Source organism: Marinobacter sp. HL-58, from assembly GCF_001314605.1.
GTDB lineage: Bacteria > Pseudomonadota > Gammaproteobacteria > Pseudomonadales > Oleiphilaceae > Marinobacter.
Window position 1 is genome coordinate 280,398 of sequence record NZ_LIHP01000016.1, and the last position, 26,267, is coordinate 306,664.

At 56.6% G+C, this 26,267-nt stretch carries 28 protein-coding genes; 14 read left to right on the plus strand and 14 right to left on the minus strand.

Going from position 1 to position 26,267, the window contains the following annotated elements; genetic code table 11:
* Positions 1-46 precede the first annotated feature (46 nt).
* Together HLUCCO03_RS13760 and HLUCCO03_RS13765 are read left to right on the plus strand one after the other, a co-directional pair.
* The gene (locus tag HLUCCO03_RS13760; RefSeq protein WP_027831301.1) at positions 47-253 is read left to right on the plus strand and encodes a cold-shock protein; all 207 of its coding nucleotides are present in this window, start codon (positions 47-49) and stop codon (positions 251-253) included.
* A gap of 177 nt (positions 254-430) precedes the next feature.
* A complete protein-coding gene (locus tag HLUCCO03_RS13765) occupies positions 431-850 on the plus strand; it encodes a universal stress protein (protein WP_027831300.1) in 420 nt (139 codons plus the stop codon).
* 71 nt (positions 851-921) lie between these two features.
* Here the strand turns inward: HLUCCO03_RS13765 and HLUCCO03_RS13770 are convergent, their stop codons facing one another.
* The 4 genes from HLUCCO03_RS13770 to HLUCCO03_RS13785 form a co-directional block, all read right to left on the minus strand.
* The gene (locus HLUCCO03_RS13770; RefSeq protein WP_027831299.1) at positions 922-1,116 is read right to left on the minus strand and encodes an SPOR domain-containing protein; all 195 of its coding nucleotides are present in this window, start codon (positions 1,114-1,116) and stop codon (positions 922-924) included.
* A 76-nt stretch (positions 1,117-1,192) separates the two neighbouring features.
* Positions 1,193-1,861 carry a thiaminase II gene (gene tenA / locus HLUCCO03_RS13775; protein WP_027831298.1) on the minus strand — a complete coding sequence of 223 codons (669 nt, stop codon included), beginning with the start codon at positions 1,859-1,861 and terminating at the stop codon, positions 1,193-1,195.
* 58 nt (positions 1,862-1,919) lie between these two features.
* Positions 1,920-2,591: an SDR family oxidoreductase gene (locus HLUCCO03_RS13780; RefSeq protein WP_027831297.1), complete on the minus strand. Its 672-nt coding sequence runs from the start codon at positions 2,589-2,591 to the stop codon at positions 1,920-1,922.
* 71 nt (positions 2,592-2,662) lie between these two features.
* Positions 2,663-3,124, minus strand: a complete 462-nt coding sequence (locus HLUCCO03_RS13785) for an MgtC/SapB family protein (RefSeq protein ID WP_027831296.1) — start codon at positions 3,122-3,124, stop codon at positions 2,663-2,665.
* Between the two features lie 149 nt (positions 3,125-3,273).
* On the opposite strand from HLUCCO03_RS13785, the gene HLUCCO03_RS13790 reads away from it, so the two are divergent.
* On the plus strand, positions 3,274-4,113 hold the full coding sequence (locus tag HLUCCO03_RS13790; RefSeq protein WP_027831295.1) for a zinc-dependent peptidase: 840 nt from the start codon (positions 3,274-3,276) through the stop codon (positions 4,111-4,113).
* 3 nt (positions 4,114-4,116) lie between these two features.
* On the opposite strand, the gene HLUCCO03_RS13795 is transcribed toward HLUCCO03_RS13790, so the two are convergent.
* The 3 genes from HLUCCO03_RS13795 to HLUCCO03_RS13805 form a co-directional block, all read right to left on the minus strand.
* A complete protein-coding gene (locus tag HLUCCO03_RS13795; protein ID WP_051603794.1) occupies positions 4,117-4,575 on the minus strand; it encodes an ion channel in 459 nt (152 codons plus the stop codon).
* 90 nt (positions 4,576-4,665) lie between these two features.
* Positions 4,666-5,454, minus strand: coding sequence for an isoprenylcysteine carboxylmethyltransferase family protein (locus tag HLUCCO03_RS13800; RefSeq protein WP_051603793.1), 789 nt, complete (start codon positions 5,452-5,454; stop codon positions 4,666-4,668).
* A 142-nt stretch (positions 5,455-5,596) separates the two neighbouring features.
* Entirely contained in the window at positions 5,597-6,688 is a 1,092-nt protein-coding gene (locus HLUCCO03_RS13805; protein WP_036197338.1) for a class I SAM-dependent methyltransferase, read from the minus strand.
* A 197-nt stretch (positions 6,689-6,885) separates the two neighbouring features.
* On the opposite strand from HLUCCO03_RS13805, the gene HLUCCO03_RS13810 reads away from it, so the two are divergent.
* Entirely contained in the window at positions 6,886-7,920 is a 1,035-nt protein-coding gene (locus tag HLUCCO03_RS13810) for a GlxA family transcriptional regulator (RefSeq protein WP_027831292.1), read from the plus strand.
* Between the two features lie 34 nt (positions 7,921-7,954).
* Here HLUCCO03_RS13810 and HLUCCO03_RS13815 read toward each other — a convergent pair whose 3' ends face one another.
* Entirely contained in the window at positions 7,955-8,185 is a 231-nt protein-coding gene (locus HLUCCO03_RS13815) for a hypothetical protein (RefSeq protein WP_292016726.1), read from the minus strand.
* Between the two features lie 167 nt (positions 8,186-8,352).
* Between HLUCCO03_RS13815 and HLUCCO03_RS13820 the strand changes: the two genes are divergently transcribed.
* Genes HLUCCO03_RS13820 through HLUCCO03_RS13830 form a run of 3 tightly spaced genes read left to right on the plus strand, consistent with a single transcriptional unit; the run spans position 8,353 to position 12,688 of the window.
* Positions 8,353-9,075 (plus strand): ABC transporter ATP-binding protein, encoded by a 723-nt coding sequence (locus HLUCCO03_RS13820; protein ID WP_027831290.1) that lies wholly within the window; start codon positions 8,353-8,355, stop codon positions 9,073-9,075.
* A gap of 4 nt (positions 9,076-9,079) precedes the next feature.
* The gene (locus tag HLUCCO03_RS13825; RefSeq protein ID WP_027831289.1) at positions 9,080-11,458 is read left to right on the plus strand and encodes an ABC transporter permease; all 2,379 of its coding nucleotides are present in this window, start codon (positions 9,080-9,082) and stop codon (positions 11,456-11,458) included.
* Between the two features lie 21 nt (positions 11,459-11,479).
* Positions 11,480-12,688 (plus strand): HlyD family efflux transporter periplasmic adaptor subunit, encoded by a 1,209-nt coding sequence (locus tag HLUCCO03_RS13830; RefSeq protein ID WP_027831288.1) that lies wholly within the window; start codon positions 11,480-11,482, stop codon positions 12,686-12,688.
* Positions 12,689-12,746: 58 nt separating this feature from the next.
* On the opposite strand, the gene HLUCCO03_RS13835 is transcribed toward HLUCCO03_RS13830, so the two are convergent.
* From HLUCCO03_RS13835 to HLUCCO03_RS13850, 4 genes are all read right to left on the minus strand, one after another.
* Positions 12,747-13,097 carry a DUF1622 domain-containing protein gene (locus HLUCCO03_RS13835; protein WP_027831287.1) on the minus strand — a complete coding sequence of 117 codons (351 nt, stop codon included), beginning with the start codon at positions 13,095-13,097 and terminating at the stop codon, positions 12,747-12,749.
* A gap of 335 nt (positions 13,098-13,432) precedes the next feature.
* Entirely contained in the window at positions 13,433-13,987 is a 555-nt protein-coding gene (locus HLUCCO03_RS13840; RefSeq protein ID WP_027831286.1) for a hypothetical protein, read from the minus strand.
* A gap of 317 nt (positions 13,988-14,304) precedes the next feature.
* Positions 14,305-16,113, minus strand: coding sequence for an AAA family ATPase (locus HLUCCO03_RS13845; protein WP_027831285.1), 1,809 nt, complete (start codon positions 16,111-16,113; stop codon positions 14,305-14,307).
* A 304-nt stretch (positions 16,114-16,417) separates the two neighbouring features.
* The gene (locus HLUCCO03_RS13850; protein WP_036197335.1) at positions 16,418-16,930 is read right to left on the minus strand and encodes a copper chaperone PCu(A)C; all 513 of its coding nucleotides are present in this window, start codon (positions 16,928-16,930) and stop codon (positions 16,418-16,420) included.
* Positions 16,931-17,147: 217 nt separating this feature from the next.
* On the opposite strand from HLUCCO03_RS13850, the gene HLUCCO03_RS13855 reads away from it, so the two are divergent.
* A complete protein-coding gene (locus HLUCCO03_RS13855) occupies positions 17,148-17,876 on the plus strand; it encodes a tellurite resistance TerB family protein (protein ID WP_292016727.1) in 729 nt (242 codons plus the stop codon).
* Between the two features lie 24 nt (positions 17,877-17,900).
* Here the strand turns inward: HLUCCO03_RS13855 and HLUCCO03_RS13860 are convergent, their stop codons facing one another.
* Both HLUCCO03_RS13860 and HLUCCO03_RS13865 read right to left on the minus strand, forming a co-directional pair.
* Positions 17,901-18,416 carry a phosphate-starvation-inducible PsiE family protein gene (locus HLUCCO03_RS13860; protein WP_027831284.1) on the minus strand — a complete coding sequence of 172 codons (516 nt, stop codon included), beginning with the start codon at positions 18,414-18,416 and terminating at the stop codon, positions 17,901-17,903.
* A gap of 32 nt (positions 18,417-18,448) precedes the next feature.
* Entirely contained in the window at positions 18,449-19,027 is a 579-nt protein-coding gene (locus HLUCCO03_RS13865; protein ID WP_081813614.1) for a histidine phosphatase family protein, read from the minus strand.
* A 287-nt stretch (positions 19,028-19,314) separates the two neighbouring features.
* On the opposite strand from HLUCCO03_RS13865, the gene HLUCCO03_RS13870 reads away from it, so the two are divergent.
* The 6 genes from HLUCCO03_RS13870 (at position 19,315) to HLUCCO03_RS13895 (ending at position 26,217) form a co-directional block, all read left to right on the plus strand.
* Complete coding sequence (locus tag HLUCCO03_RS13870) at positions 19,315-19,767, plus strand: YaiI/YqxD family protein (RefSeq protein ID WP_027831282.1); 453 nt, start codon at positions 19,315-19,317, stop codon at positions 19,765-19,767.
* A gap of 71 nt (positions 19,768-19,838) precedes the next feature.
* Positions 19,839-21,629, plus strand: coding sequence for an ABC transporter ATP-binding protein (locus HLUCCO03_RS13875; RefSeq protein ID WP_027831281.1), 1,791 nt, complete (start codon positions 19,839-19,841; stop codon positions 21,627-21,629).
* A gap of 94 nt (positions 21,630-21,723) precedes the next feature.
* On the plus strand, positions 21,724-22,497 hold the full coding sequence (locus HLUCCO03_RS13880; protein WP_027831280.1) for an ABC transporter ATP-binding protein: 774 nt from the start codon (positions 21,724-21,726) through the stop codon (positions 22,495-22,497).
* A complete protein-coding gene (locus HLUCCO03_RS13885) occupies positions 22,487-23,419 on the plus strand; it encodes an ABC transporter substrate-binding protein (protein ID WP_027831279.1) in 933 nt (310 codons plus the stop codon). The genes HLUCCO03_RS13880 and HLUCCO03_RS13885 overlap by 11 nt, the downstream gene beginning before the upstream one ends.
* Complete coding sequence (gene fhuB, locus HLUCCO03_RS13890) at positions 23,409-25,439, plus strand: Fe(3+)-hydroxamate ABC transporter permease FhuB (protein ID WP_027831278.1); 2,031 nt, start codon at positions 23,409-23,411, stop codon at positions 25,437-25,439. The genes HLUCCO03_RS13885 and fhuB overlap by 11 nt, the downstream gene beginning before the upstream one ends.
* On the plus strand, positions 25,426-26,217 hold the full coding sequence (locus HLUCCO03_RS13895) for a (2Fe-2S)-binding protein (protein WP_027831277.1): 792 nt from the start codon (positions 25,426-25,428) through the stop codon (positions 26,215-26,217). Before fhuB ends, HLUCCO03_RS13895 begins: the two co-directional genes overlap by 14 nt.
* Positions 26,218-26,267: the final 50 nt, after the last annotated feature.

Genomic DNA, 26,267 nt, shown 5'->3' on the forward strand with positions numbered 1-26,267 from the left:
CAGATGGTCTGGCGGCACATTAAATTATCGATTTCAGGATTAAATTATGTCTACTACTACCGGTACTGTTAAGTTTTTCAACGAAGCAAAAGGTTTCGGCTTTATCACTCGCGAAAGCGGCCCGGACGTCTTCGTTCACTACAGTGCAATTCAGGGTGGCGGTTTCAAGACTCTGGCTGAAGGCCAGCAAGTCGACTTCACCGTTACTGAAGGCCAGAAAGGTCCTCAGGCAGAAAACGTCGTTGCTGTTTAAATAACAGCCCGCACGTTTCAGAAAAGGCAGCTTCGGCTGCCTTTTTTTGTGCCTTTGATTCGTCTTCTTGCCCTGAATCAATAACGACAGCTTTGGTTTTGACAGGCGCCATCGCTGGCTGAGACTCTGGAAGTTCAGGTTCGGATTTTATTCTCTGTACATCTTCGGAGGTGATCCATGTACAGCAAGATACTGGTGCCGGTAGATCTGGCACATACCGAAAAGATGTCCAAAGCGTTGAACACCGCTATTGACATGGCCAAGCACTACCAGGCGACGCTGTGCTACGTCACTGTCACCAATACCACACCCTCGGCTGCTGCACATAACCCCGAAGAGCTTGCTGAAAAGCTTGCTACCTTTGCTTCCGAGCAGGGCCAGGCACATGACATAGACACAGAAAGCACTGTTATCAGCACAGCTGATACAGCCGTGGAGCTTGAGAAAAAACTGCTGGATGTCATCAAGGAATCCGGAGCCGATCTGGTTATCATGGCATCCCACCCACCAGGCATCGGCGACAAACTGCATATACTGCACTCCAATGGCGCCAACATCGTCCGGCACAGCGACGTCTCTGTATTTGTTGTTCGCTAGTGTCACTGCTATAACGTAAAAAGGCAGCTTTCGCTGCCTTTCTGTCAGAGCACTTCTTCTACGCGAAAACGTTAATAAGTCACGCCGTGGCGATCAAAAACTTCCTCAATCTCCCTGCGCTCCTCTGACGGAATCATAACCCTGATGATATTTTCCTGCTCCTCAATATAAATGTTTTCCTGGGGAAGGCCCATGGCAATCAGATCGTCTCTGACATTTCTGGCCTGTTCTTTCGAGGTGAAATTTCCGTTCAGCGCTTTGCTCATCAGACTATTCTCCATATAGTTCGGGCTATCAACTTCAAGGTTAGTTGAGCAGTGAACGCCTGTAAATTCAGCGGAGTTAAAGTCGCTGCTCCAGCCCCATTTCCCAGAAATCAATTTCCAGCCGGGTAGCCTCACTGAAAATCCGGGTTAACTGGCTGAAGCGGGCTGGTGTTACATCCGCCAGCTTGGCATTCAGCCAGTCGATTTCCGCCTGCATCGCCTCCTGGAACTCGTTACTTTCATACATGGCAATCCAGGCGTCATAGGGATTGTTGTCGCCGCGAACGGTGTCTGCCCTGGCATTCAGCCAGTTGGCAATTTCGCCGTAGCCGACCATACAGGGGGACAACGCCACGTGCAGATCCAGCAGGTCGCCCCGGTTCCCGGTGTCCAGCACGTACCGGGTATAGGCCATTGTTGCGCGGGCTTCCGGCAGGTTTGCCAGTTCCTCTTCGCTGATTCCCCATTCCTGGCAGTAGGTCACATGCAGCCCCAGCTCCACATCCACAATGGCCTGCAGGCCCTCCTTGGCCTGTTTCAGGTCGGCCAGTGTCGGGCTTTTATAGGCTGCAAGCGCAAACGCCCGGGCGAACTGGATCAGGAACAGGTAGTCCTGCTTCAGATAATGGCGGAATGCCTCGGGCGCCAGGGTGGCATCGCCCAACTGGCTCACGAACGGATGTTCAATGTAGGCCTGCCATTCTGACTGGCAGCTGTTTTTCAGGTCTTCAAACTGATAGCCCATCCTCAACACTCTTTCTCCGGAGAATTTAAACGATAAAACCTGCCTTGCCGGCAGCTGGTTACCAGGGCAGCTCCTCGCCATTGCTGTGCCAGAACGAGCCGGTATTTTCCAGGTTCAGCGCCTCAATCCTCGCTGCCAGCCCCTTTGCCGATTCCTCCGGAGTGATCAGCCCGCCGAAATTCACCATGCGGGTCTGCACATAGCCGGGATGAAGTTGAGCCACCGCAATGCCCCTCGGCTTCAGGTCCATGGCCAGGGACTTGCCAAAGGCATTCAGCGCTGCCTTCGAAGCGCGGTAACCATAGCGGCCGCCGGAATCGTTGTCCGCAATGGAGCCCATGCGGCTGGTGATGTTGGCGATCTTGCCGCCGGACGGAATCCGGGAGACCAGGGCCTCTGCCACACGAAGCGGTGCGTAGGCGTTGATCTCCATCTGGGTACGGATAGAGTCGAAGTCGATGCTGCCCAGTTTCTCATCCTGCAACAGGCCGGCATTGTTGATCAGCAAATCGATCTGCTGATCTTTTAACTCATCGACCAGCTTCCGGATACCTTTGTCGGTGGTTACATCCACCCCTTCAATCACCCGGGCGGCTACATCCGCCAGCTCCGCCGACGCTTCCCGGCAAACGCCCACCACATCACAACCTTCACCGGCATAATGACGGGCAAGCTCGAGACCGATGCCACGGTTGGCGCCGGTAATTACAACGGTTCTGTTAGCAGACATGGAAACCTCCTGTTCTGTGGTAAGGATTCACTGATACGAAATAAGGGCGTTACAGTTCAAACTGGCCGACATTACTGATCTTTATCAGTGGGAACCAGCTCTCGCTCGAAACGACCAAGCGCCACCATGATCACAAGAGCCAGCACGGTTACCATTCCGGCCAGGTAGAAATTATTGATACCGGCGGCAACTCCTATAGCCCCTGCCAGCCATATTGACGCACCCGTGGTAATACCCTGAATCTGTCCACCACTTCGAATGATACTGCCGGCACCCAGAAAACCGATTCCACCAACCACGCCCTGCACTACACGGGTAGGGTCTATACGGGCGGAAGGATCACCTTCTGCAGTGGCAAACAGAACGCTCATACCAATTATGATGAAGGTTGCCGAACCCAGCGAAACAAGCATGTGGGAGCGCAGCCCGGCAGGTTTACCACGCAGTTCCCGCTCAAGGCCAAGAAACAGTGCCAGGCCAGCGGCGACAGAGAGGCGGAGTAGCATGTCCAACGGAGCGATTTCGGTTTCCATGGTATTCCCTGAAAGAAACTTCGTTGATGAATGATATCGGCTCAACCCAAGCGTAGCACTGCAGGTTATCAACCGTTGAGTCTGGTGACCGCTCCGGATAACAATTACACTGACGGACCACTCACCGCTTCCGGAGCCGAGGCCCGCCAATGCTGCTCTACACCCTCTGCATGCTGGCCGTTATCGGACTTTCCGTTTTCTACCTGTTCTTCTATCGCAACTGGCGGCGGGAAAGAAAGCTCCAGCAACCCTTCCCTGACCAGTGGCACAAAATACTTGAAACCCAGGTGCCGGTTTTCAACAGACTGCCCCGCGCCCTGCAGCACCAGCTGGAACAACACGTGCAGCTGTTCCTGGCAGAAAAATCCTTCTACGGCTGCGACGGATTTGAAGTGGACGATACCGTACGCCTGACCATTGCCGGCCATGCCTGCCTGTTAATTATTGCCCGCAATTTTTCCGACTTCGACGAGGTAAGCAGCATCCTTGTCTATCCGGACGCTTATCATGTCAGGGAAATTGAAAGCGACGGGATAGTGGTGAGCGAGAGCAGCCAGATCCGCGCCGGCGAAGCCTCCAGCCGTGGTCAGGTGGTGCTGGCATGGGCCGAGTGCGAGGAAGGCGCCGTCAACCCCGACGGGCACCACAACGTGATTCTCCACGAGTTTGCCCATCAGCTTGATTACCTGGACGGCACTGCTGACGGCGCCCCTCCACTCTCCGGAGAACAGGCCCGGCACTGGCAGGAAACCATGACCCGGGCCTACGAACATCTGCGCCACTCACTCCGTCATCACAAAAAGCCCTGGCTGGACCCTTATGGGGCAACGGAGCCGGCTGAGTTTTTCGCGGTGCTGACAGAAGCTTTTTTCCAGCAGCCCGGTCACCTCGAAGAGGAACAGCCGGAAGTCTTCGTGGCACTGCGCGGGTTCTACAGGTTTGATCCCCTCTCGCTGAGCATAGCCGCTCCTGAGCACACTCAGAGGTGACAATTACCCGGTGTTGTTTCCCCAGGCCCTGGCCATGACCAGGTAACTGAACGAGGCCGACCAGGTAATCATCATGAAGCCTACCAGGGCCTCCGTACCTGCAAGAAACCGCACATGCCCGGAAGCCGCCAGATCCCCCCAGCCCGCAGTTGTATAGGTGGACGCAGAAAAGTAGACACAGTCCAGTAAGCTGATATGGGAGTAACCAACAATGGTGCCGTACTCACCGAAATCCAGCAGATACCAGAACGCCAAGCCAAACAGCCAGATTTCAATGACATGGGCAATGAGCAACGCAAACATATTGCCGAGGATAATCGGCCGGTTGCGAAACCCACCGGATGAAGAGAGTTGCTGCCTGGGACAAAAGCGGTTCAGCAATTGAATGACTTCAAAATGAAAGACGACAACCAATCCAACAACCAGAGCCGTAACTGACACAACAACCACTTCACCATTCACAAACAGTTCCTTAATTGCCGGTATCTGAATTTCGCAACACAGGTTTACCTCCTTACTTTCAGGCTGTCCAGATAAACGTAAAGCTCTACCTCACGCGTCGCGCCGCCAGACATCATCTTCCGACGCCGCATTGTCCGGTCGATCGGCCACTACCCTTCCACCGATCATCGGTACCAGGGCGGGTACACGCCTCTGATAGCGGCGATACTGATCCCCGAACACCTTCACGAGATCCCGTTCTTCGAAACGGGTACCAACGAGAATGTACAAAGTGAACAAACCGGCGAACAGTAGATGCCCTGCCGTCATGTCGGGCGTTGACCAGAGTACCAACAACATGCCGGTCATCATCGGGTGACGGACGATGCGGTACAGAAACGGGGTCACGAATGAAGGCGCATGGGCACCAGACAGATTCTTCAAACCACGAACAGCCTGTGCCAGCCCAACCAGCTCCCAGTGGTTAATCTGAAAGGTTGAGCCAACCAACAGCAACCAGCCACCCCAGTAAAAGATCTGAATGATCGTTTGCCAGTTACCGCTGCTGACCTTCCAAACGGTTTCCGGTAGCGGCTGCCAGGCCCACATCAGGAACAGAAGGATCACCGAAGAGAGAAACACATACACACTGCGTTCCATGGCCTCGGGCACCAGGCGATTGAGCCAGCCCTTGGAGCCTTCTCTGGCCATCAGACTGTGCTGGATTCCGAACAGCAGCACCAGGAGCGTATTTATCAGAACCGGGTAAGCACCCCGGGCTCCTCCGTCAATCGTCTCCCAGGGGCCAGAATTAAGCAGGAAGGCCATAAGGGCCAGAACACAAACCAAAAAAAGAATGTAGCTGAAGCCGCTGAATACAATAATTGATACACGTCGCATCACGTGCACCTCCTGATAGATTCAAGACCAAAATGATCAAGTGGTGGACAAAAACACTGCGGCTTGCACCCCGTTCCGGAGCTGTCAGGGCCGCATTGGAAATTGCAAAAAGACATTAACGTACGGCACTTGCCGCCCGGGATCATATCCCGGGACGTGCAACGAAATAGACGTTAAACGGGTCGTGTTCCAGCCGATGCGCCGTGATCTGCCTGAATCCCGCGGTTTGCAGCATGGCTTCCGCCATTTCTTCGCCCCACATCGTACCCAGTCCCGGGCCACCCTGCCCCAGAGAAACCGGCGTGCAGTGGGCGCAGGAGATGCTGTACAGCAGCGGCCCCAGTGGATGGTCCAGGTTATTTTCAAGATGGCTGGAGCCGGCAATGTCCTGCATCAGGTAAACCCCGCCTGGCCGCAAAGCCCGGGCGATACCCGACAGCAGCGCTTGCGGATCGGCCTGGTCGTGTACCGCATCGAAGCTGGTGATCAGGTCGTAGCGCTGGGGTTCATCAAAATCACGCATGTCCAGGCCCTGCAGAGTAAGGTTGGCCACCCCGGCCTCCGCCGCTTCCCGGGCAGTTTCTGCAAAAGCGTCCGGGCACAGGTCATAACCCACGAACCGACTGTGGGGATATTCACGAGCCAGCGTAAGCAACGCCTTGCCTGCTCCACAGCCGGCATCAAGAACATCGATTCCCTGTTCCAGCCGGCTGGCCAGGCCCGGCACGAGAGGAAGGATATGGTCGCGCAACGCGGCGACGACCGTTTGCGCACTGTCCTCACTCATAACCTGATGGAAGCAGGGATAGGCCTCATAAGGCAGTCCTCCACCATTCCGGAAGCAACCGATCAGTGCATCCTCCATTTTCGCAACGACAGGAACAAACTGGGCATTCACTGCCATGTTATTGGGCACCGCTGCCCGGGTCAGGCAGGCCGCATGCGCCGCGGGCAGTTCGTAGCATTGGGTCTGCGGATCGTAGGTGACTATTTTCCCGGTCACCATCACCGCCAGCCACTCGCGGACATAGCGCTCATGCAGGCCTGCTGCCCTGGCGATCACATCACCAGGGGCCGGCGGCAAATCTGCCAGATGATCGAAAAGCCCCAGCTTATGGCCCAACGACACCATGGCGATGATCGCACTGTGATTCAGCATGTTGACCAGGTCATTGGCAAAGGCGTCTGTGGCGGCTGCCTGTTGTTCAGCAAAAGACGGTTCTATGACGTTCATGGTGTGATCCCTGTGTTGAATGAACAGTTGTCATCTTAAAGAGCATTGATTAACCGCCCATCAGTCAAAAACCACCCAATACAGTCAAATCTGCCAGATCAGGACAACACCGTACTCAGTCACAGGCAAAGGAGGCTAATATTATAGAAACCCGATTGACCGGGAACCGCTGCCTTGCACCGGGGGAGAACATCACCATGCCTGCGCCAACGCACCGGAAGCCAACGGAAGTGGCTATTCTGGCCACCAGTCAGACTACATCCTCTACGGTGTACGGGATGAACGATCTGCTGTGCTCGGCTGGCCGGGACTGGGCCGTGATTACCGGGGGCGAAGCCGGACCTCCGCTTGTCAATCCCACCATCATCTCGGCCAGCGGCACTCCCCAGGAAGTGGCCAATGGGGGCTGGGTAAAACCCCATCGACGTTTCAGTGATAACTATCGTCCCGACGTGGTTTGCATCCTGGAAATCGCCATGGCCCCGGACAGCCAGTTCGTAAAGGAGCTGACCACGGAGATCCACTGGCTGAAGGCCTACTGGGAAAGCGGTGGAACCGTTGCGTCGGCCTGCACCGGCTCACTGCTCATGGCCGAAGCAGGATTACTCGACGGCGAGGACGCGACCACTCACTGGGCATTCTGTGACTTCGCCGCTCGCCGCTACCCACGTGTCCGCTTCCATTCGAACAGGGCACTGGTAACCTCCGGCAAGGGCCAGCGGCTGATCATGGCCGGAGGTGGCGCATCCTGGATGGACCTCGGGCTATACCTGATCGCCCGTTTCTGCGGCATAGAGGAAGCAATCCGAGTGGCGAAAGTCCACCTGATTGACTGGCATGAGGCAGGGCAACAACCCTACGCCGTACTCTCCTGCAGCCGGCAATCGGAGGATGCGGTGATTGCACGATGTCAGGTGTGGGTGGCTGAAAACTATGACCGCCCCTCCCCCGTCAACCAGATGATAGCCCGGAGCGGATTAAGCGAGCGTTCCTTCAAGCGTCGATTTCAGCTGGCCACCGGCATGACACCGATGGAATACGTCCTCACACTGCGCCTGGAAGAAGCCAAGCAACTGCTGGAAACTTCCGACTTGTCCATCGACGCGGTGGCCGAGGCCGTCGGGTATCAGGACGCCGGCTTTTTCGGGCGCAAATTCCTCAGCCGGGTGGGCATGACACCAACTCAGTACCGGCGCAGGTTCCACGGGTTGCGGCAACACGTTATGGCATAAAAGGGCAGATCAGCTCACTTTTACTTCTGGCTGCCTATCGCCTCACCCCTAACCTGTCCAGGTAAACGTGAAGCTCTGCCTCACTGATATTGACGTACTCCACCACCCGACCATAGAGCATCACCGTTGGCACATTACGCCCATTCAGCTCGCGCTGGGTTTCCTGCAAAACATACAGAATGATGCGCTCGGTGCGAGTCAGGCCGTCTCGCGCATCGGGGATGGTTTCCAGGAGGGTATCAAGCTCTTCCGGGCTTAGAGTCAATTCAACATGCTCCATTTCGATTAAGTCGCACGTGTGCGATATCAGGATACCGCAGGCTGTTCCAGTATAGAGGAGTCTGTTGCGACAGTTTGTGGTATATCTTCACACATGGGTAAGCTGCGACCTTGGCAGCGGATGCCAACTCATGAAGGGCAAGTGGCAATTACATGGACAGATCGAGCTCCGACCTACCCGTTTTTCATGCCTCCGGACTGACAAAAACCTATCACCAGGGCGAGGTTGAGGTGCATGCCTTACGGGGGGTGAACCTGGACCTGTTTGCAGGAGAACTGGTGGTAATGCTGGGAGCTTCCGGCTCCGGCAAATCCACTCTGCTGAACATCCTTGGCGGATTGGATGTGCCCACCAGTGGTGAGGTGATGTATCAGGACATTGATCTGACAAGGGCCAAAGACCGGGAGCTGACCCTTTACCGGCGAGACCACGTCGGCTTCGTGTTCCAGTTCTACAATCTGATACCCAGTTTGACGGCACGAGAAAACGTTGTGGCCGTCACGGAAATCGCACGCAACCCCATGACTCCGGAGGCGGCACTTGAACTTGTGGGCCTGGCCCAGCGCATGGACCACTTTCCCGCCCAACTCTCCGGGGGTGAGCAACAAAGGGTCGCCATTGCCCGGGCCATTGCCAAGCGCCCCGATGTCTTACTGTGTGACGAACCCACCGGAGCGCTGGACTCCGCCACAGGCGTACTGGTACTGGCAGCACTGGAAACCGCCAACCGGGAAACCGGTACCACCACTGTGATCATCACTCACAACGCCTCCATTGCACAGATGGCAGACCGGGTCATCACTCTGTCTGACGGGACTATCAGTGGCGAATTCCGCAACTCAACGCGGCAGGACCCACGGACCCTGAGCTGGTAACGCCATGCCAGCCATTCTCACCAGCATCCTGCATGCCAAATTACGCCGCGAGCTCTGGCAGATGCGGGGACCGACACTTGCAATCGCCCTGGTCATCGCTGGCGGCATTTCCGTGTGTCTGTTGTCACTGGTGAACTATTCCTCGTTAACGGCCACTCGCACCCAGTACTATCAGGAACATCAGTTTGCCGACGTGTTTGCCACCCTGGAACGAGCGCCCCGGCAGTTACTGCAACAGGCCGAAGAGATTCCCGGTGTAACCCGACTGAGCGGAAGAGTTGAAGGCGTCGCCAAGCTTGAAATTCCCGGCTTCAGTGATCCCGCTTCCGCCCGCCTGCTGTCTTTGCCCCCTGCAGGGCAGCCAGAGGTCAACCGGACATATCTGCGCCACGGGCGATTACCCCATTCCGACCGCAGCGATGAAGTCGCCGTGATCGGAAGCTTTGCTGACGCTCACGAGCTCCAACTGGGCGACCGCCTGGGAGCCATCATTAATGGTCGGCGCCAGGCCCTAACCGTGGTAGGTATCGTTGAATCGCCGGAGTTTGTTTATGTTATTCCACCGGGCGGAATGCTGCCCGACTACCAACGCTATGGCGTGGCCTGGATGACCGAGCAGGCGTTGGCGTCGGCCATGGACATGCGCGGCGCTTTCAACAGCCTGGTGTTAACGGTTGATCCGTCCATTCCGGTAGCTGGCGTAATCGATCTGCTTGATCGATTGCTGGCCCCTTACGGAGGCACCGGTGCCTATGCACGGGATGATCAGTTCTCACACCGCTTCCTGAACGACGAGCTGAACCAGCTCAAAACCATGGCCGTAGTCTTTCCCGTCATCTTTATGGCAGTTGCCATGTTCCTGCTCAATACAGTGATAACCCGGCTGATCAGTACCCAAAGGGACATCATTGCTGTATTGAAAGCGTTTGGTTACAGCAACAGGCAGATCGGCTGGCACTATAGTCAAATGGTGCTGACCATAGCCTTTACCGGCCTGTTGATAGGCACCATTACCGGCATGTGGCTGGGCCGGGCCCTGGGCGGGCTCTATATGGAGTACTACAGGTTTCCGGAACTGCTGTTCCGCATCAGCCCCTGGTGGATCCTTATCCTGAGCTTGCTGACACTTTTTGTAGCCTGGCTTGGGGGCTGGCGCGCCATACGCAGTGCTGCATCCCTGCCCCCGGCTGAGGCCATGCGGCCGGAAGGCCCCGCCAGATACCGGGTAACCGCTCCGGAGCGCATGCTGTCGTGGATCCGCTTCAGCCAACCCTCCCGCATGATTGTGCGACATCTGGCGCAACGCCCCGCCCGCACAGCGTTGTCCGTAACAGGCATAGCCATGGCGACGGCCGTGGTGATCGTCGGGAACTTCCAGTTCAGCTCGGTTTCCTTGATGGTACACACCCAGTTTGCACAGGTGCAGCAACAGGATCTGACCGTCAGCCTGACCGATCCACTTCACCAGACCATTATGTACGGAATGAGGAGGCAGCCAGGTATCCGATATACCGAGGGGCGACGTGTAGCGGCAGTTGAGCTGGTCAATGGCCACCGGCAATGGCGCACCGCCTTGACCGGTATTCCAGACGATGCCCGGCTACAGTTCGTCATAGACGAACATCTTAACAAGGTCCCTATACCTCCTGCCGGGCTGTTACTGACCGATTTTCTGGCAGAACAACTTGGAGTGAATGCCGGAGATTCCATACAGGTGAGGATACTTGAAGGTCATCGCCCTGTGCTGAACCTGCAAGTCGCAGGCGTAACCAGCGAATTCCTGGGTGTGGGTTCCTACATGAACCTCGCTGCGATGAATCGGGCACTGAAAGAGGGGCCAGTCGTCAATCAGGTGCTGATGAATCTGGAGCCAGGACAAGCGGGAACCGTGTATCAGGAACTGCGGGATACTCCGCGGGTAATGGCCATCAACATTCGCCAGGTGATGCTGGACAGTTTTTTCGAAACGCTGGCAAAAACCTTCCTCACCTTCACCTGGGTGATCAGCATGCTGGGTGGCATTATTGCTTTTGGAGTTATCTATAACACCGTGCGCATCTCCCTCGCGGAACGTGGGCGGGATCTGGCGAGCCTGCGAGTACTGGGCTATAGCCACAACGAAGTGGCCCACATTCTTCTTGCCGAGCTGGCAATTCTGCTGATACTCGGCATTCCCCTCGGTTGGGCCACAGGCCATGGCCTGGCGAGCCTGGTGGTGACTATGATGCAAACCGAACTATACCGGGTACCGTTGATTATCACGGGCAGAACGCTGGCACTGGCGGCCAGTGTGGTAATCGTATCGGCCCTGATAACCGGATTCATTACCTGGTGGCGGCTGCGTAAACTGGACCTTGTGGCAGTCCTCAAAACCCGGGAATAAGCAGATAAAGGGACATCTTTCATGGCAAAGGGTAAACAGTTGGCGGGCAAATGGCTGTTCTGGTCAATCCTTGGGGTACTGGCCATTATGGTGGTGGCCTATCTCCTGCGTCCTGAGCCAGTCTGGGTAGACCTGGCGACCGTACAACGAGGCCCCCTGGAAGTGACCATACTGGAAGAAGGCAAAACCCGAGTTAAAGATCGCTATGTTGTCTCCTCACCAGTAACCGGCTACCTGCATCGGGTGGAACTGAACGTTGGCGACCAGGTGATTCCCGGTGAGTTGTTAACCGAGGTAGACCCGATACCCGCCAGTGTTCTGGACGCCCGCAGTCGGGCTGAGGCGGAAGCAAAGGTTAAAGCCGCGCGTTCGGCTCTGAACTCTGTGCGTCAGAAAACACAGGTTGCGAAAGCGGATGCTGAACTCGCTGAAGCGGAATATCATCGCCTGCTCACCCTGGACGGTTCCCATTTCGTGTCTGCCGAGCGCCTGCAACAGGCTCAGTCCAGTTCCATACGAACCCAAGCTGTTCTGCGGTCCGCACTCTTCGATGAAGAAGTCGCCGCTCACGAATTGGCCGCAGCCAGAACCCGGCTGGAGATTTCCGCTGCCCGATCAGAGGGCCAACAGCCCGCAGAGCGGCTGGCGGTTCGCTCACCAGTCAATGGCAGCGTTTTGGGCATACAGCGTGAAAGTGAAGGCGTCATTCAGGCTGGCGAGCCGATTCTGGAACTGGGCGATCCCGGTGCACTGGAGGTAGTTGTGGATGTGCTCAGTTTTGATGCCGTCAAACTCACCCCAGGTGTTCAGGTACGGCTCAAGGGGTGGGGCGGAACCCAGCTGGATGCCGTCGTTCGACGGGTCGAACCGGTCGGGTTTGAAGACGTGTCTGCTCTTGGTGTGGAGGAACAGCGTGTACGGGTCATAGCAGACATGGTCAGCCCCCGTCAGAACTGGGAAATGCTGGGCGACGGATACCGGGTTGATGCAGATTTCATCCTCTGGCAGTCAGCAGACATACTCCAGGTGCCGGCATCTGCCGTTTTCCAGAATAACGGCCAGCCCACTGTCTTTCTTGTCAAGAACGAGCGTGCAGTAATGCAAACAGTGGAAACCGGCCGCAGCAATGGCCTGATGACAGCCCTGGAAGGCGGGCTGAACGAAGGTGACCAGTTAGTTCGTCATCCTGGCCGGGAACTGAGTGACGGCGACCGGATTCGGGTCAGATAGGCCGGATTCCTCTGCACCCTGAGGGTATTCAGCAGCGGCTTGAACACCAACCTGATAATTACTGTCTGTCCTGCCAGGGCCATTTACCATACATCTCCACTTCCAGGGTAAAGCTCAGGAATGTACGGATAAGAACAACAATTGCCAGAACACCAATGGTTTCAAACGTCAGCTCAACGGCCACCGTGTAAATAATGTCAGAGGCAATGAGAAACTCCAGCCCGAGCAGAATGCCACGCCCCAGTGACTGGCGCAGCTCCTGGAAAACAGCTTCCTTCTCTTCCTTTTTCAGCAACCTCGCCACGGCATTGTACAAGGCATACAGTGCAAAAAATGTAATAGTCGCGATGCCGATGGTTTCAATGATAACCGCGCACCAGGCTGCTATGGGCTCTATCAGATCACTCAAGTTCACTCCTTAAAGATCAGACACTGAAACGCCGAAGCACAAAATCGTAGACCCTTTATGCATAGATTGCGTATAAAACCAGCAGCACAGACGCAATAATGCCGAGAATCGGATCAACAATGCCAGCATTCAGCCCCGGCAGTATAAAAAGAGCAAATCCAAAACCTACCGCCAAAAGCAGAATGACCGTTAACAGAAAACAGGAAGGCCCTTGGGACTGTGAATGGAAGGATAATCAAGCTGAGCACAAAAACGTTGGCCCTGAAAAAAGACCACGTATCCAGTAGAAATGTTTTAGTCAACGCCAACTCCGTTCTTGTGCATATGCCACTCTTTTATTTCCCGTGATGAGGCTTGAGATGGCTGCCGTGTCCAGCATCGTTGTAGCCCCTTAAAGCCATGTACTCGGCTAGCTGCTGATCATTAGGCATTTCAGTCTGCTGCAAATGCGCACCGAGATGGATGGCACGCAGACGGGACTCAATATCGCCAATATCCTTCACAAGTTCCGACAAAGACGATTCGTCGATATTTCTGCTTCTGAATGCCTTATCCAGCGCAAGCTCTGCTGCAACCAAATCAGCACCCAGCTCTTTAGCGGAAGCTTCCATCCGGGCGAAGAGGGCTTCGGTTTCTCTCCACTTATCGGCTGTCAGCGACAGCTTTTCGCTGAGCTCGAGTACATGGGCCGGGCCGGGGTAGCCATTCAACTCCGCTGCTTTGGCGTATCCCATACCTTCCGCGGAGACCAGGCCGTCAATCTCTGCTTTTGACAGGGAACTGATTTCCCTGGCTTCTTCGCCTACATAAGGAGAGCTTTCAGAAGCCAGAGCTTTTACTCCCGGCAGCGCCACTATCATTACGAAAACGGCCGTTTTTATGCGACGCATTCAATTGATCTACATTGTTTCACAAGAAAACTATTGAAAGTAATTATAGGCTCCTCACCTTCGAACTCGACCTTGCTACCACACTCGACGGCACAAAATGCGGTGCCAGACCCACCGATGGAACTACCGGTCAAGTTATGATCTAAAGTCATGTAAGAGAGCCCCTATATGTGTTTACTGTGAGTGCCTGACAGTCCCGCGAGACTGACGACGCAGGCGTTCTCACTCATGGGTTTAGGTTGGCTGCTGGCGCGACCAAGTAAATGACTATTGCCTGTTGATTCCAAGAAGGCTCATATGTGTTATGTAGAACGTTTTCAAGACCACTGCTGGAAGATTTGTTCGATCTCATCGAATGCACCCAGCTGATATGCTGCGTTTTTTGCGATATACAATGACTTTAAGCGCCCAACAGGAATTTTTGCTGCACTTGCGAAGCTCGCTAGGATCGGTTTACCGGGAATCTTTTTTTTCCAGCCACCATCTCCTAGCGAGCCCTCGAGTTCGCGGTAGGTTTGCCGAACCAAAGTTTCAGTAGAGGGGCCGTCGAGTGCTGACAATACTCGATCACGTTCGGCCGCTTGGGCCGCCAAAATCAAATCGCGGAGTTCGTCGTCTGACTTACTGGCACACCCCTTCGGCATGACGCTTACATTACCAGCCTTCAACCGAACATGTTTGGAGACTATTAGAGCCGTTGCGTAACTGAGGTGAGTTCTCGCGAGCTCTTGTAGTTTCTCCCCAATGTCTTCCACATTCCGTAACCAAGAATCACCAGCTTCTTGATCCTCAAAACAAGCAGCGAGAACGTTCTCGTCAAGGAAGTAATTTTCAAGGTGGTAACGATCCAGAACACGGAACCGCCCTCCAGATTTTGAAGTCAAATCGTCTGATAGGCTGTCTGGTGCCGCATCGCGATCAGCGAGCATATAGAATTCGACGCCCCATATTGTACGGTTGAGAATATTATCGATAATGGCATCAAATGACACCAGTTGATCTTTTCCTCCGGCGGGTTGTAGTACAAAGTTAGTGTACTTGTTCTCTAATATCTGGCCATAAGTTTGTTTGTCGAGACTTGAATCATTGCCCTCAATCAAAGCAATCTTATGGCCCAGCGCGACAACCCCAATTGATTGGCCTAGTTTATGAAGAGCATCTGAGGTCGAGTTCTCAGGCGTTACAAGGACAGCTTGGTTTGAGCCATCCGGCTTTGGAGGGGTCAGGAAGACAACAGAATCTTCTAGAGACGCTGAAATTACGGCTGGCGAATGAGAGACCAAAAAAAATTGGTTATTTTTTCCAACAGATCTCAAAGTAGTAATGAGTTTATGAAGAAGCTCAGGGTGGAGGTGAAGTTCAGGCTCGTCAAAGAATACTATACAATCACTTGGTTTACGCAGTATGAAGTCAAATATTATGTTAAGGACTTCTTTTTCCCCGCTACTCAACGACCTGATGTCATCTTCCCTGTCTCCTTCCGCGTAGATCAATGTTTGCTTTTGTATATCCGCTCGAACTAGTTTTTTGGGGCCTAGCAACTTGTAGAAAGCATCACGAAATGGCTCAAGAGGGTCGGCAAACTCGAGGTTCATCGACTTATGCCCTTCATTCTTTAACTGGATAGCGCGGGATGCAATAAAACTCTTTTGACTCTGAATCTTCTTAAAAACGGCATGGATTGTATCTTGCCAACGACTTTTTAGCGGGTTAAACGAAAACCGCTTTCCAATCTGCTCTTCCCAAGGGTCTTCATACTCGAATTGAAATTTTAGAGGTTCGATCTTCTGAATGCTTCTATCGCTTTCGTAGTAAATTATCGAGCTCTTTAGATTTCGTCTTCGTTGATTTCTTTCTAGGAGGGTGCGCAGCTTCTGAGCATCAAGAGAATCTGAAGTAACAAGCCTGTCTTTTCCCCAGGCATTATATTCATCATCACAGGTTGCAATAATCTCAAAGGAAGTATTCGCCTCCTTGAATGACTTGAAGTAGTTAAGAAACGAGGTGATCAGTCGCGACTTTCCGACACCGTTTGGTCCTGCAATAACGACAAGATCGGACAAGCATTCGACCTCAAAGCGATTAACGGGCGGAATACATCCAGATTTAATTTTATCAATCCTCACGGCAAATTCCCATTGGCTGGCTTGTGGTGCATAACAGTTTATTTTACGAACACATTTGTATAACTCCGGGCGCCTATCCAGCGTTCATACAACGCAAAACCCCATACAAATCCCGCCCAGAAAAACCAATATAGTTCAGAATTTTAGAACACGCATTTTGGCTCCCAAACAGGTCTTATGCGAACATGTCCGTATAATTCCAGAAAGCACTATTCGTATAACTCGGGAAACGCACTGTTAAAACCTCATAGATTCAGCAATCAGGGCATAGCTCTTCGGAGTTATACGAACAAGGACGTATAACTCAGTGCCCTGAATGATCCATGTCACTTTCTTGCTTCTGCATGCCGCCATCCAGCGGTTCAACGTCCAGTTCTACGTCCATGTCTGCGGCACCTTCGAAGCCGAGGGTCAGGGGAATGCTCTCCCCTTCCTTCAGGGGGCCATCCAGTTTTTCAAGCATCAGGTGGTATCCATGGGGTTTCAGTTCCACGGTTTGTCCGGCAGGTATGGGCAGGCCCTCTTTTAACGGGCGCATGCTCATGGTGCCGTCTTTCATGGCGCTTTCATGAATGGAAACACTTTTGGCTCTGGAGGTAGTGGCACTGATCAGCGTTACATCGCTGTCACCGTTGTTGGTGATGACCATGTAGCCGACACCCATGGGTACACCCGGGGGTGTGGGACGGCTCCAGGGATGATCGACAGTGATCTCGCCCTCGGTGTATTCGTGGGCAACCGCGGTGTTGGCAAAGGTGCCAGCAAGGATGCTGGAGCCGATCAGTACAGGCGCAGCCAGCGCAGTGAGTGTTTTCATGGAGCCTCGCTTTATGGGTTTCTGATCAATCGGTTGGCAATGTAGTACCAGTGTCGCTTTCGCCACAGCGGATGACAAGTAGCAGCGTTGTCCTGTCTGAAATCCTGTGTCGGGAGCCGGGCACCAAAACCGAACGCGGCGGTCATACCAGCGGGAAAGGATGTACCTCCAACCACATCCGTCACATTCACCGCACGTGCGATGCAGGAGTGAACCAATGAATGCCATGAACATTCTCAAGCAGTTGATGGACCAGGCTTCCGGCAGCCAGGCCGGGGGGTCCGGGGTGAACCGTATGATCGGGGAACTCACATCACAATTCGGGGGCGGCGGATCCAGAGGTTCAGGCTCCGGGGGGATTGACGTAAAAAGCCTGCTTGGCGGCGGTGCCGTAGGGCTGATGCTGGGTTCGAAGCGCGGCCGGAAAATGGGTGGCACGGCACTGAAGTACGGCGCTCTGGCCGGCGTTGGGGTGCTGGCATGGAAGGCCTACCAGAACTACCAGGCGCAATCGGCCCATCAGGCTGGCCCACAAGCACCCGACGCCCGGCAGGGCCAGCCGCTGGAGCAACTGCAGGGCAGTGCCCAGGAGCAGCGTGGCCTGGAAATCCTTCAGGCCATGATCATGGCGGCCCGTGCCGACGGCCACGTGAATGCCAATGAGCGCGCCCTGCTTACCGGGGAGATCGAGAAACTCGGACCGGATGACGAATTGCACGCCTGGATTCAGCAGCAATTCGACGCCCCGCTGGACGCCAATGCCCTGGCCCGCAGTGCAGACTCGCCCCAGGCGAGCCGGGAGATCTATATTGTCAGCGCAGTGATGATAGACGACCAAAACCCGATGGAGCGCGCCTGGCTGGACCAACTGGCAAATGCCCTGAAGCTGGAGCCCGGCCTTGCCAGGGAACTCGAACAGCAAGTGCAGGTTGCCACCGCGGCGTAAACCGGCATTGCACTGGCCGGGTAATCAGTCATCCCACTCCTGGTACTGGTTGCCCTGCCTCAGCAGCCAATAGGTGACGCCCAGTGCCAGTGTGGTGGCGGCAATACCGATCAGATACATGGGCGTCAGGGTATCGAAATCCAGCACAATGACTTTCCGTGCGATCGCCATGAGAGCGGTGGCAACAACAAGCTGGACCGGGAACACGTTGGTACCCAGGTAGAGCCGGATATTGATGAAGATTTCCACGGCAATCAGCACGGCCATGAAGGCGCCGAACGTGTAGAAAATGTCATTTATACTCAGCAGCAGGAAAGGCGGCGTGATCAGCCGGTCGTAAATAATGTAAATAACATCGCCCACACCCCAGAGGATGACGGCGACCATCAGTACCGCAAGCACCCGGATCGCGAAGCGAATAATCCGGTGCAGACTGCGAAAGAAAGGGTCCGGGAAATCAACAGGCAGCTCCTGATGGAGTTCGTGCCGTCTATCTGGTGGTATCTGTGCAGGTGTCTGTTCTTTATCGCCGTCAGCCATTGAAATCCTCCGTCAAGCCACGGACTATACCACTACTTCTGCGGCGAAACCCTCGCCAGTACCGTCGGCTTTTCGGATAACGGCAAGGCAATAATTACCCCCTCGTTGGAGGACGGGAATACATCGGCCAGTTCGGTCACATTCACCTGGTGAGATACCAGCACCACCGGTGGCCCCGGTTCCATCTCGTTCACTATGGCTATTGTCTGCCTTGTCTGCATTTGCCCGTCGCCGCGACTGCGGAAGAACGAATTCAGCGATATCATCTCCTCCACCGGCCCGACATCCATTTCCCGGGCTGTTTCAAGGCAACGGCACCACTGACTGCTGAACACCCTTGCTTCATCAATGCCATGCTCTGCAAGGAAAGGCTTCCATGCCCTCGCCTGCTCACGGCCGGTATCGTTAAGATTGCGCTGGGTGGAACAGTCGTCCACCTTGAATTTGTCAGGATCCCCGGTGCCCGGCGCCAGCGCATGCCGCAGCATCAACACGGCACGGCCCTCTCGAAGAGCGTCCCAGGCCTCTGATTCGTCAGCCTGCGCAGAACCCGCTGAAGAAACAATAAGGCCAAACACTAAAGCAAATAATACAGTTGAAACACTGTGCATTTTCATTGGTTTTCCTGCCCTCTCGTCTGAACTCCCTCTGCTATCGCGGATTTTACTCTGTAGCCTGATCGCGCCCTTGGGAGGGGCTTTCCAAAAATGTTGGAGGCCATGGATGGCCGGAATCAAGCGCACAGGGACGTGCTTGTAGCGTTTTTTGGAAAGCCCTTCCCAAGGGCGCAAGCCCGCCAAACCTGCAGACTTGGCAAATAATACGCGGAACCCAACTACCAGGCTCACACCAACAGAAGGTAAACTCCGCCCAGAACCGAACCAAGAAGGAACCCGCCATGCCAATCTGGGTCGACGCCGACGCCTGCCCCGTCCCCATCCGGGAAATTCTCTGCCGCGCGGCGGCCCGCTGGCAGATCGATACCACCTTCATTGCCAATCATGCCATCAACCTGCCCCCGAGCCCCTATATAAAGCGCCGGCAGGTTCCCCAGGGCTTTGACGTGGCCGACAACGAAATCATGGACCAGATGCAGGAAGGCGACCTTGTTATTACCCAGGATATTCCCCTGGCTGCCGAAGCCATCGAAAAAGGCGCTGATGTTTTTAACCCGCGGGGGCAGGCCTTTACCAAAGAAAACATTCGCCAACGCCTGGCCATGCGCAATTTCATGGAAGAGATGCGAAACGCCGGTCAGGTTACCGGCGGCCCGGCACCACTGAACCAGACTGACCGCAAGGAATTCGCCGACAAACTGGACCGCTGGCTGCAACGGAACGCCCGCAGGTGATAATGATTCTGTTTTATTGACAGGTCAAATCCGCTACCCTTGCCGCTTTTCTGGCGCAAGCGGAGCGAACCATGAGCGAGCCTTCCCACAAGACCACCAGCAGTTTCGCCGCACTCGGGCGCCTTCTGCGTTACGCCAGGGGCTACCGCCGGCAGATCATCGCGGCCACCACCTGCTCTGTGATCAACAAACTCTTCGACATTGCGCCAGAGATCCTGATTGGCGTTGCCATTGATGTGGTGGTCAATCAGGAAGAGAGCTTTGTCGCGGGCCTGGGGTTTGAAACCGCCCAGGAACAGATCACCATTCTGGCAATACTGACCTTCTTTATCTGGGCCGGCGAATCCATATTTGAATACCTGTTCCAGGTGCTCTGGCGCAACCTGGCCCAACGCCTGCAGTCTGACCTGAGACAGGACGCCTATGAACATGCCCAGAAACTGGACATGAGCTTTTTCGAGGCCCGCAGCTCCGGCCAGCTGGTTGCCACCATGAACGACGACGTCAACCAGCTCGAACGCTTCCTGGATGGCGGCGCCAATGCCATGATCCAGGTGCTGGTTACGGTGGTGGCTGTCGGCGCGGTGTTCTTCGTGCTGTCGCCCCTGATTGCCCTGCTGGCGTTCACGCCGATTCCGCTGATTGTCTGGGGCGCCTTCTACTTCCAGCGCAAGGCCGGCCCCCTGTATGCGGATGTGCGGGAAAAGGTGGGCGACCTGTCCAGCCGGCTGGCCAACAACCTGGGCGGCATTGCCACCATCAAGAGTTTCACCTCGGAACAGCGTGAAGCCGAACGCCTCAAGGCCAGCAGCGAGGCCTATGTGGAAGCCAACCGCAAGGCCATTCGCATCAGTTCGGCGTTCATTCCGGTTATCCGCATGGCCATTCTGGCGGGTTTCCTGGCCACCTTTACTGTGGGCGGCATGATGGCCCTGGAAGGCTCCCTGAATGTGGGTGCTTACGGTGTTCTGGTGTTCCTCACCCAGCGCCTGCTCTGGCCCCTGACCGGCCTTGCCGAAGTGATCGACCTGTTCGAACGCGCCATGGCCAGTACCCGCCGAATTCTCGACCTGCTGGCAGAGCCGGTGCACGTGCGGGACACGTCGGACACCTCTCTGGCGCAGCCGGTCAGGGGTGAAGTGACTTTCCGGAACGTGAGTTTCCACTACCCATCCAGCGGCGCCGGTATCGAGGATATATCCGTTGAGGTGCCAGCCGGGAATACGCTTGCCCTGGTGGGTGCGACCGGCTCAGGCAAGTCCACACTGATCAAGCTGTTGCTGCGTTTTTACGACCCCACCGGCGGCGCAATTCGCATCGACGGGCAGCCGATTCAGTCCGTCAGCCTCAAGTCCTTGCGGCAGGCCATCGGGCTGGTAAGCCAGGACGTGTACCTGTTCGAGGGCAGCATCCGCGACAATCTGGCCTACGGTTTCCCCGGCGCCAACGATGAGCAGATCATCGAGGCGGCGAAAACCGCAGAGGCCTGGTCCTTTATCGAGGCCCTGCCGGAAGGCCTGTCCACCGCCGTGGGGGAACGGGGTGTGCGGCTTTCCGGCGGGCAGCGTCAACGCCTTTCCCTTGCCCGGGCACTGCTGAAAGACCCGCCCATCCTGGTGCTCGACGAGGCCACCAGCGCCGTGGACAATGAAACCGAAGCCGCGATACAGCGCTCTCTCAAGCGCATCGGCCACAACCGTACGGTGATCATGATCGCCCATCGGCTGTCCACCATTGTGGATGCAGACACCATTGCGGTGGTTGATGCCGGGCGGATTGTGGAGTCCGGCCGCCACGAGGACCTGTTGCAGGCCGAAGGAGCCTATGCCGCCCAATGGCGGGTGCAGACAGGGCAGGTGTAACAAGTCTGCCGGGATGGCCTGTAAATCCATTGATGTATTGATAGTAATTCGCATTTAGATTATTCTGCAGACCCTCAGAATTACTGGAGCCTGCATGTCTGCGTTCTTCGAAGTATCCAGCCTGGATGTTAACGTCGGCGACACCTCTATCCTCCGGAATATCAATATCGAATTCCGCGAAGGTGAGGTGACCGGGTTGCTCGGGCACAATGGCTCCGGCAAGTCCACGCTCCTGAAAGTCCTGGCCCGGCAGATGTCGCCTGCCTCGGGCGATGTCAGCCTGCTGGGCACTTCCTTCCGTACCACCGGTGCACGGGAGTTTGCCCGCACCGTCGGTTACCTGCCCCAGCATCCGCCGGGCACAGACGGCCTGACCGTGCGTGAACTGGTTGCCCTCGGCCGCTATCCCTGGCGCGGGCCACTGGGCCGCTACAACAACGAAGACCACCGGCTGATCGACCAGGCCATTGAAGACACCGGGCTTGGCCATTTCCAGCATCGCTCCGTGGATACGCTTTCAGGCGGCGAACGCCAACGGGCCTGGATTGCCATGCTACTGGCCCAGCAAACCCGCTGCCTGTTGCTGGATGAGCCCATCTCCGCACTGGATGTGAAGCACCAGGTGGAAACCCTGCGCCTGGTCCATCGCCTGGCGGAAGAAAGAGAGCTGACCGTGGTAGTGGTACTCCACGATGTGGATCTGGCCGCACGTTTCTGCGACCGGCTGGTGGCGCTCAAAACCGGCCGGCTGATCGCTGACGGCAGCCCGGGAGACATCATGGACTCCGGAACCCTGGAAACCATCTACGGCGTTCCCATGGGGGTGATGGAACGGGCGCCGGGCCAGTGGGTCTCCTATGTACATTAAGTATCCCGCAAGAACCTGTGCGGCCCTGCTGTTTCTCGGCCTGTTGTCACTGCAGGCCGCTGCCGGAACCTGGCACCACGAGAATGGCACGATTACGCTGGATTCCACCCCGAAGCGGATCGTTGCCCTTAACTGGGCTGCCACTGAAGCGCTTCTGCTGCTCGGCGTAACGCCGGTGGGTGTTGCGGATCGGGACGGCTATTCCGTGTGGGTGAAAGAGCCTGAGCTGCCCGACAAGGTCGCCAATATCGGTACCCGTGTGGCGCCCAGCCTGGAGGCCATTGCCGAGCTGGAGCCGGACCTGATCGTTACCAGTTCTGAAATGGCCCCTGCGTCCGGCCTGCTGGAACGGATTGCACCTACCTACGTCATCAGCGTTTACAAGGAAGGCCACCGGCCCTTCGAAAAAGCCAGCGAGATGCTGACCACACTTGGCGAGATGCTCGGCCGGGAAGACCGCGCCGAGGGCATACTGGCAGACATTGAACAGACCCTGGATACCCAGCGCCAGCGGCTGGAAGAGGCCGGCATGACCGACCGCCCCGTGGCCCTGGTGAACTTCCTGGATGACCGGCATGTGCGCATCTATGCGCCCAACAGCCTCTACCAGAGCACACTTGACGCCCTGGGGCTGGAAAATGCCTGGCCCCGGCAGGGAAATTTCTGGGGTTTTTCAGTGGTCGGGCTGGAAGCCATCGCCCCTTACCAGAACAGCCGCATTGCGGTTGTTTCCCCCACCCTTCCCGGTCTGTCCGACACCCTGGCCGACAGCCCGTTCTGGACCTACCTGCCAGCGGTGAGGCGTGACGAGGTCTACCAGATAGACGCCGTATGGCCATTCGGTGGTGTCTTTCCGGTCAAACGACTGGCAACCATGTTGACGGACTCACTCCTGGAAGGGGGCTCCGACAATGTACGCTGATACCTCCACCCTGCCCGAAATGCGCCCTTCCATTCCTGCAAAACTGCCGGTAGCGGCGATTATCCTGTGGTTCGGTGCCCTGATTGCCAGCTCTGCCCCCTGGATTGGTCAACTGGACGCCGGGGCGCTTGCGTCTGCCTTCTGGACCTTTGACCCGGAGAATTACTCCTCGGTACTGGCCCACTACAGCTGGGCGCCCCGGGTATCCATTGCCATTCTGATTGGCTGTGGGCTGGGCCTGGCCGGGGCAGTTACCCAGCAGATACTGGGCAACCCGCTGGCCTCCCCCACCACCCTTGGCGTGGAAGCGGGCGGACAGTTCGGCATTACCGTTGCCACCCTGTTTGCACCCGGGCTGCTGGCGTTCAGCCCCGACCTGGCAGCCATTGGCGGGGGATTGCTGGCCATTGGCATGGTGATCGCCCTCACCTGGCGGCTCGGTTTCTCGCCGGTTACCGTTATTCTCGCCGGGCTGGTGATCACCTTCTTCCTGGGTGCCCTGAACATGGCGTTCCTGCTGCTCAAGGGTGAATGGCTGGGCAATCTGTTTATCTGGGGTGCCGGATCGCTGGTGCAGAACAACTGGGGGCCATTTATGGAACTGTGGCCCCGGGTGCTGATTCTCGCCGTTCTGATGTTACTGCTGTTGCGGCCACTGCAGTTACTGCAACTGGGGCAGAGTTCCGCCAACTCCCTGGGTGCAAGGGTCGGGCTGATCCGCGCACTGGCGCTGTTCCTGGTGGTGCTGATGACCGCCACGGTTGTCAGCCGGGTAGGTGTCGTGGCATTTGTGGGCCTGGCGGCACCGGTGCTGGCCCGCTTGCTGGGTGCCCGCACCATAGGCGACAAGCTGCTTTGGAGTACCCTGATGGGGGGCGGGCTGCTGCTTCTGGCGGATACCCTGGCACACTGGGCGTCCACCTGGGGCGATGGTTCTCTGGTGCCTACCGGCACCACCACGGCGCTGATTGGCGGCCCTGTTATCCTGCTGGCCCTGCAGAGCTTCAGGAACACCCATCATATGCCGGGCCAGGAATCCGGCCCGGCAGGGTTCCAGCCCCGGCGCCGTTCCCCCGTACTCGTTACCGGCATTATTTCCGCACTGCTTCTGGCCACCGTTGTTGTATCCATGGGCTGGGCTCCGGGGCTGGAGGGCTGGAACTGGACGGCATTAACCCAGTGGGACCATGCCTGGGTCTGGCGCGGGCCGCGGTTGCTGGCGGCCATGCTTGCCGGAGTGGCCCTGGGACTGGCCGGCACACTGATCCAGAGGATGACCGGCAATCCCATGGGCAGCCCGGAAATGCTGGGCATCAGCGGCGGCGCCGCACTGGTGATGGTTTTGATTGTTCTGTCCGGCGCTGAAGTCGGCCGGGCTGGCCAGCTTGGCGCGGCCACCCTGGGTGCTGCCGGTGCCCTGGGCCTGCTGATTGTTCTTGCCCGCAAACACCGGTTTGCAGGCAACCAGTTGCTGCTTGGCGGCCTGGCCCTGTATGTATTCATGGACGCGGGCCTGAGGCTGGTGATGGCGTCTGGGGGCACCGTAGCGTCCCAGTTGCTGAACTGGATGTACGGTTCCACCTGGCTGATCTCCGAGGGTGAGGCTTTTGGCCTGTTGGGCTTTACCGTGCTGGTCAGCGGCTTACTGCTTCTGGTGGTACGGCCGCTGTCCATTCTGCCGCTGGGGGACACTGCCGCGTCCTCCCTCGGGCTGTCCGTCGCTCGTGCCCGGTTGCTGCTTCTGTTCCTGGCGGCCGTATTGACGGCCTCGGCGACGGTGGTTATCGGCCCCCTGAGTTTTGTGGGGCTGATCGCACCGCACCTTGCACGCGTCCTGGGGCAGCAGACTGTCGGCCGGCAAATGATTGTGGCCGCTCTGGTGGGGGGGCTCCTGCTGGCCGTGGCGGATTATCTTTCCCGGATTGTCGTCTTCCCCGGCCAGTTGCCGGCCGGCTTGCTGGCGGCACTGGTGGGTGGAATCTACTTCCTTTGGGGGTTGAGCCGCCATGGCCGGCAGTGAGCAACAGCAATGGGCCCGGTTGCGGGACGCCGCCGGCGTCTCGGCACAGGACATTCGCCAGTCCTACACCCTGGCAGGGCACACCACTGCCCCGGCCAATGCCCTGACACTGGCCCAGTGCCTGGAAGAACCTGAACGGCTGGCCCGGGAGGTTCATCAGCCCATTGCGGGCATTGGCCAACAAAAACAGCGGCGCATCCGCGTCTCCGTGCTGCACCAGAACCTCGCACTGGAAGTGATTGCGCCGCTGACCATGCGGCTGTTCCTGGAGGGAAGCACACGGCTGCCCTCGGCAGCAGAGATCATCCTGGTTCCCGGCGACGAAACGCCCTCATGGTCCTGGCTGGAAACTGCCTCAAGCGCCGATACTGAGACCTTCGTGGCAGAGATGTCGGCACAGGTACAGGGCTGGTACCCGCCGTTTCGCAATGATCACGGCGTCAGCCCGGGCGCCTATTGGAGTAGCGTGGGGCTGGGTCTCGGGATGCCCTTTTCACTGCTGTATAACGTTGCACCACCGGACCGGCTCTGTGCACTGGCAACCCGCTGGTTGAGCCGTTTTGACTGCGACGCGAACCGGTTTATCGAATGGATTCCGGCGGTTTTCAATGGCCAGACCATGGCCATTCCCCAACGCCGGGGTTGCTGCCTGAAATACCTGCTACCGGAAGGCGGCTATTGCGGTACCTGCGGGGTCTACCGCAAGGAACGCATTGCCCGTCTCAACCCCCGCCCAGCGTCGACCCGAGTATCAGGATACTGGCCAGCACCAGAATAAACATACCGGATCCTGCAGCCAGTTTAAGCCCTTCGATTGCCTCTTTTTCC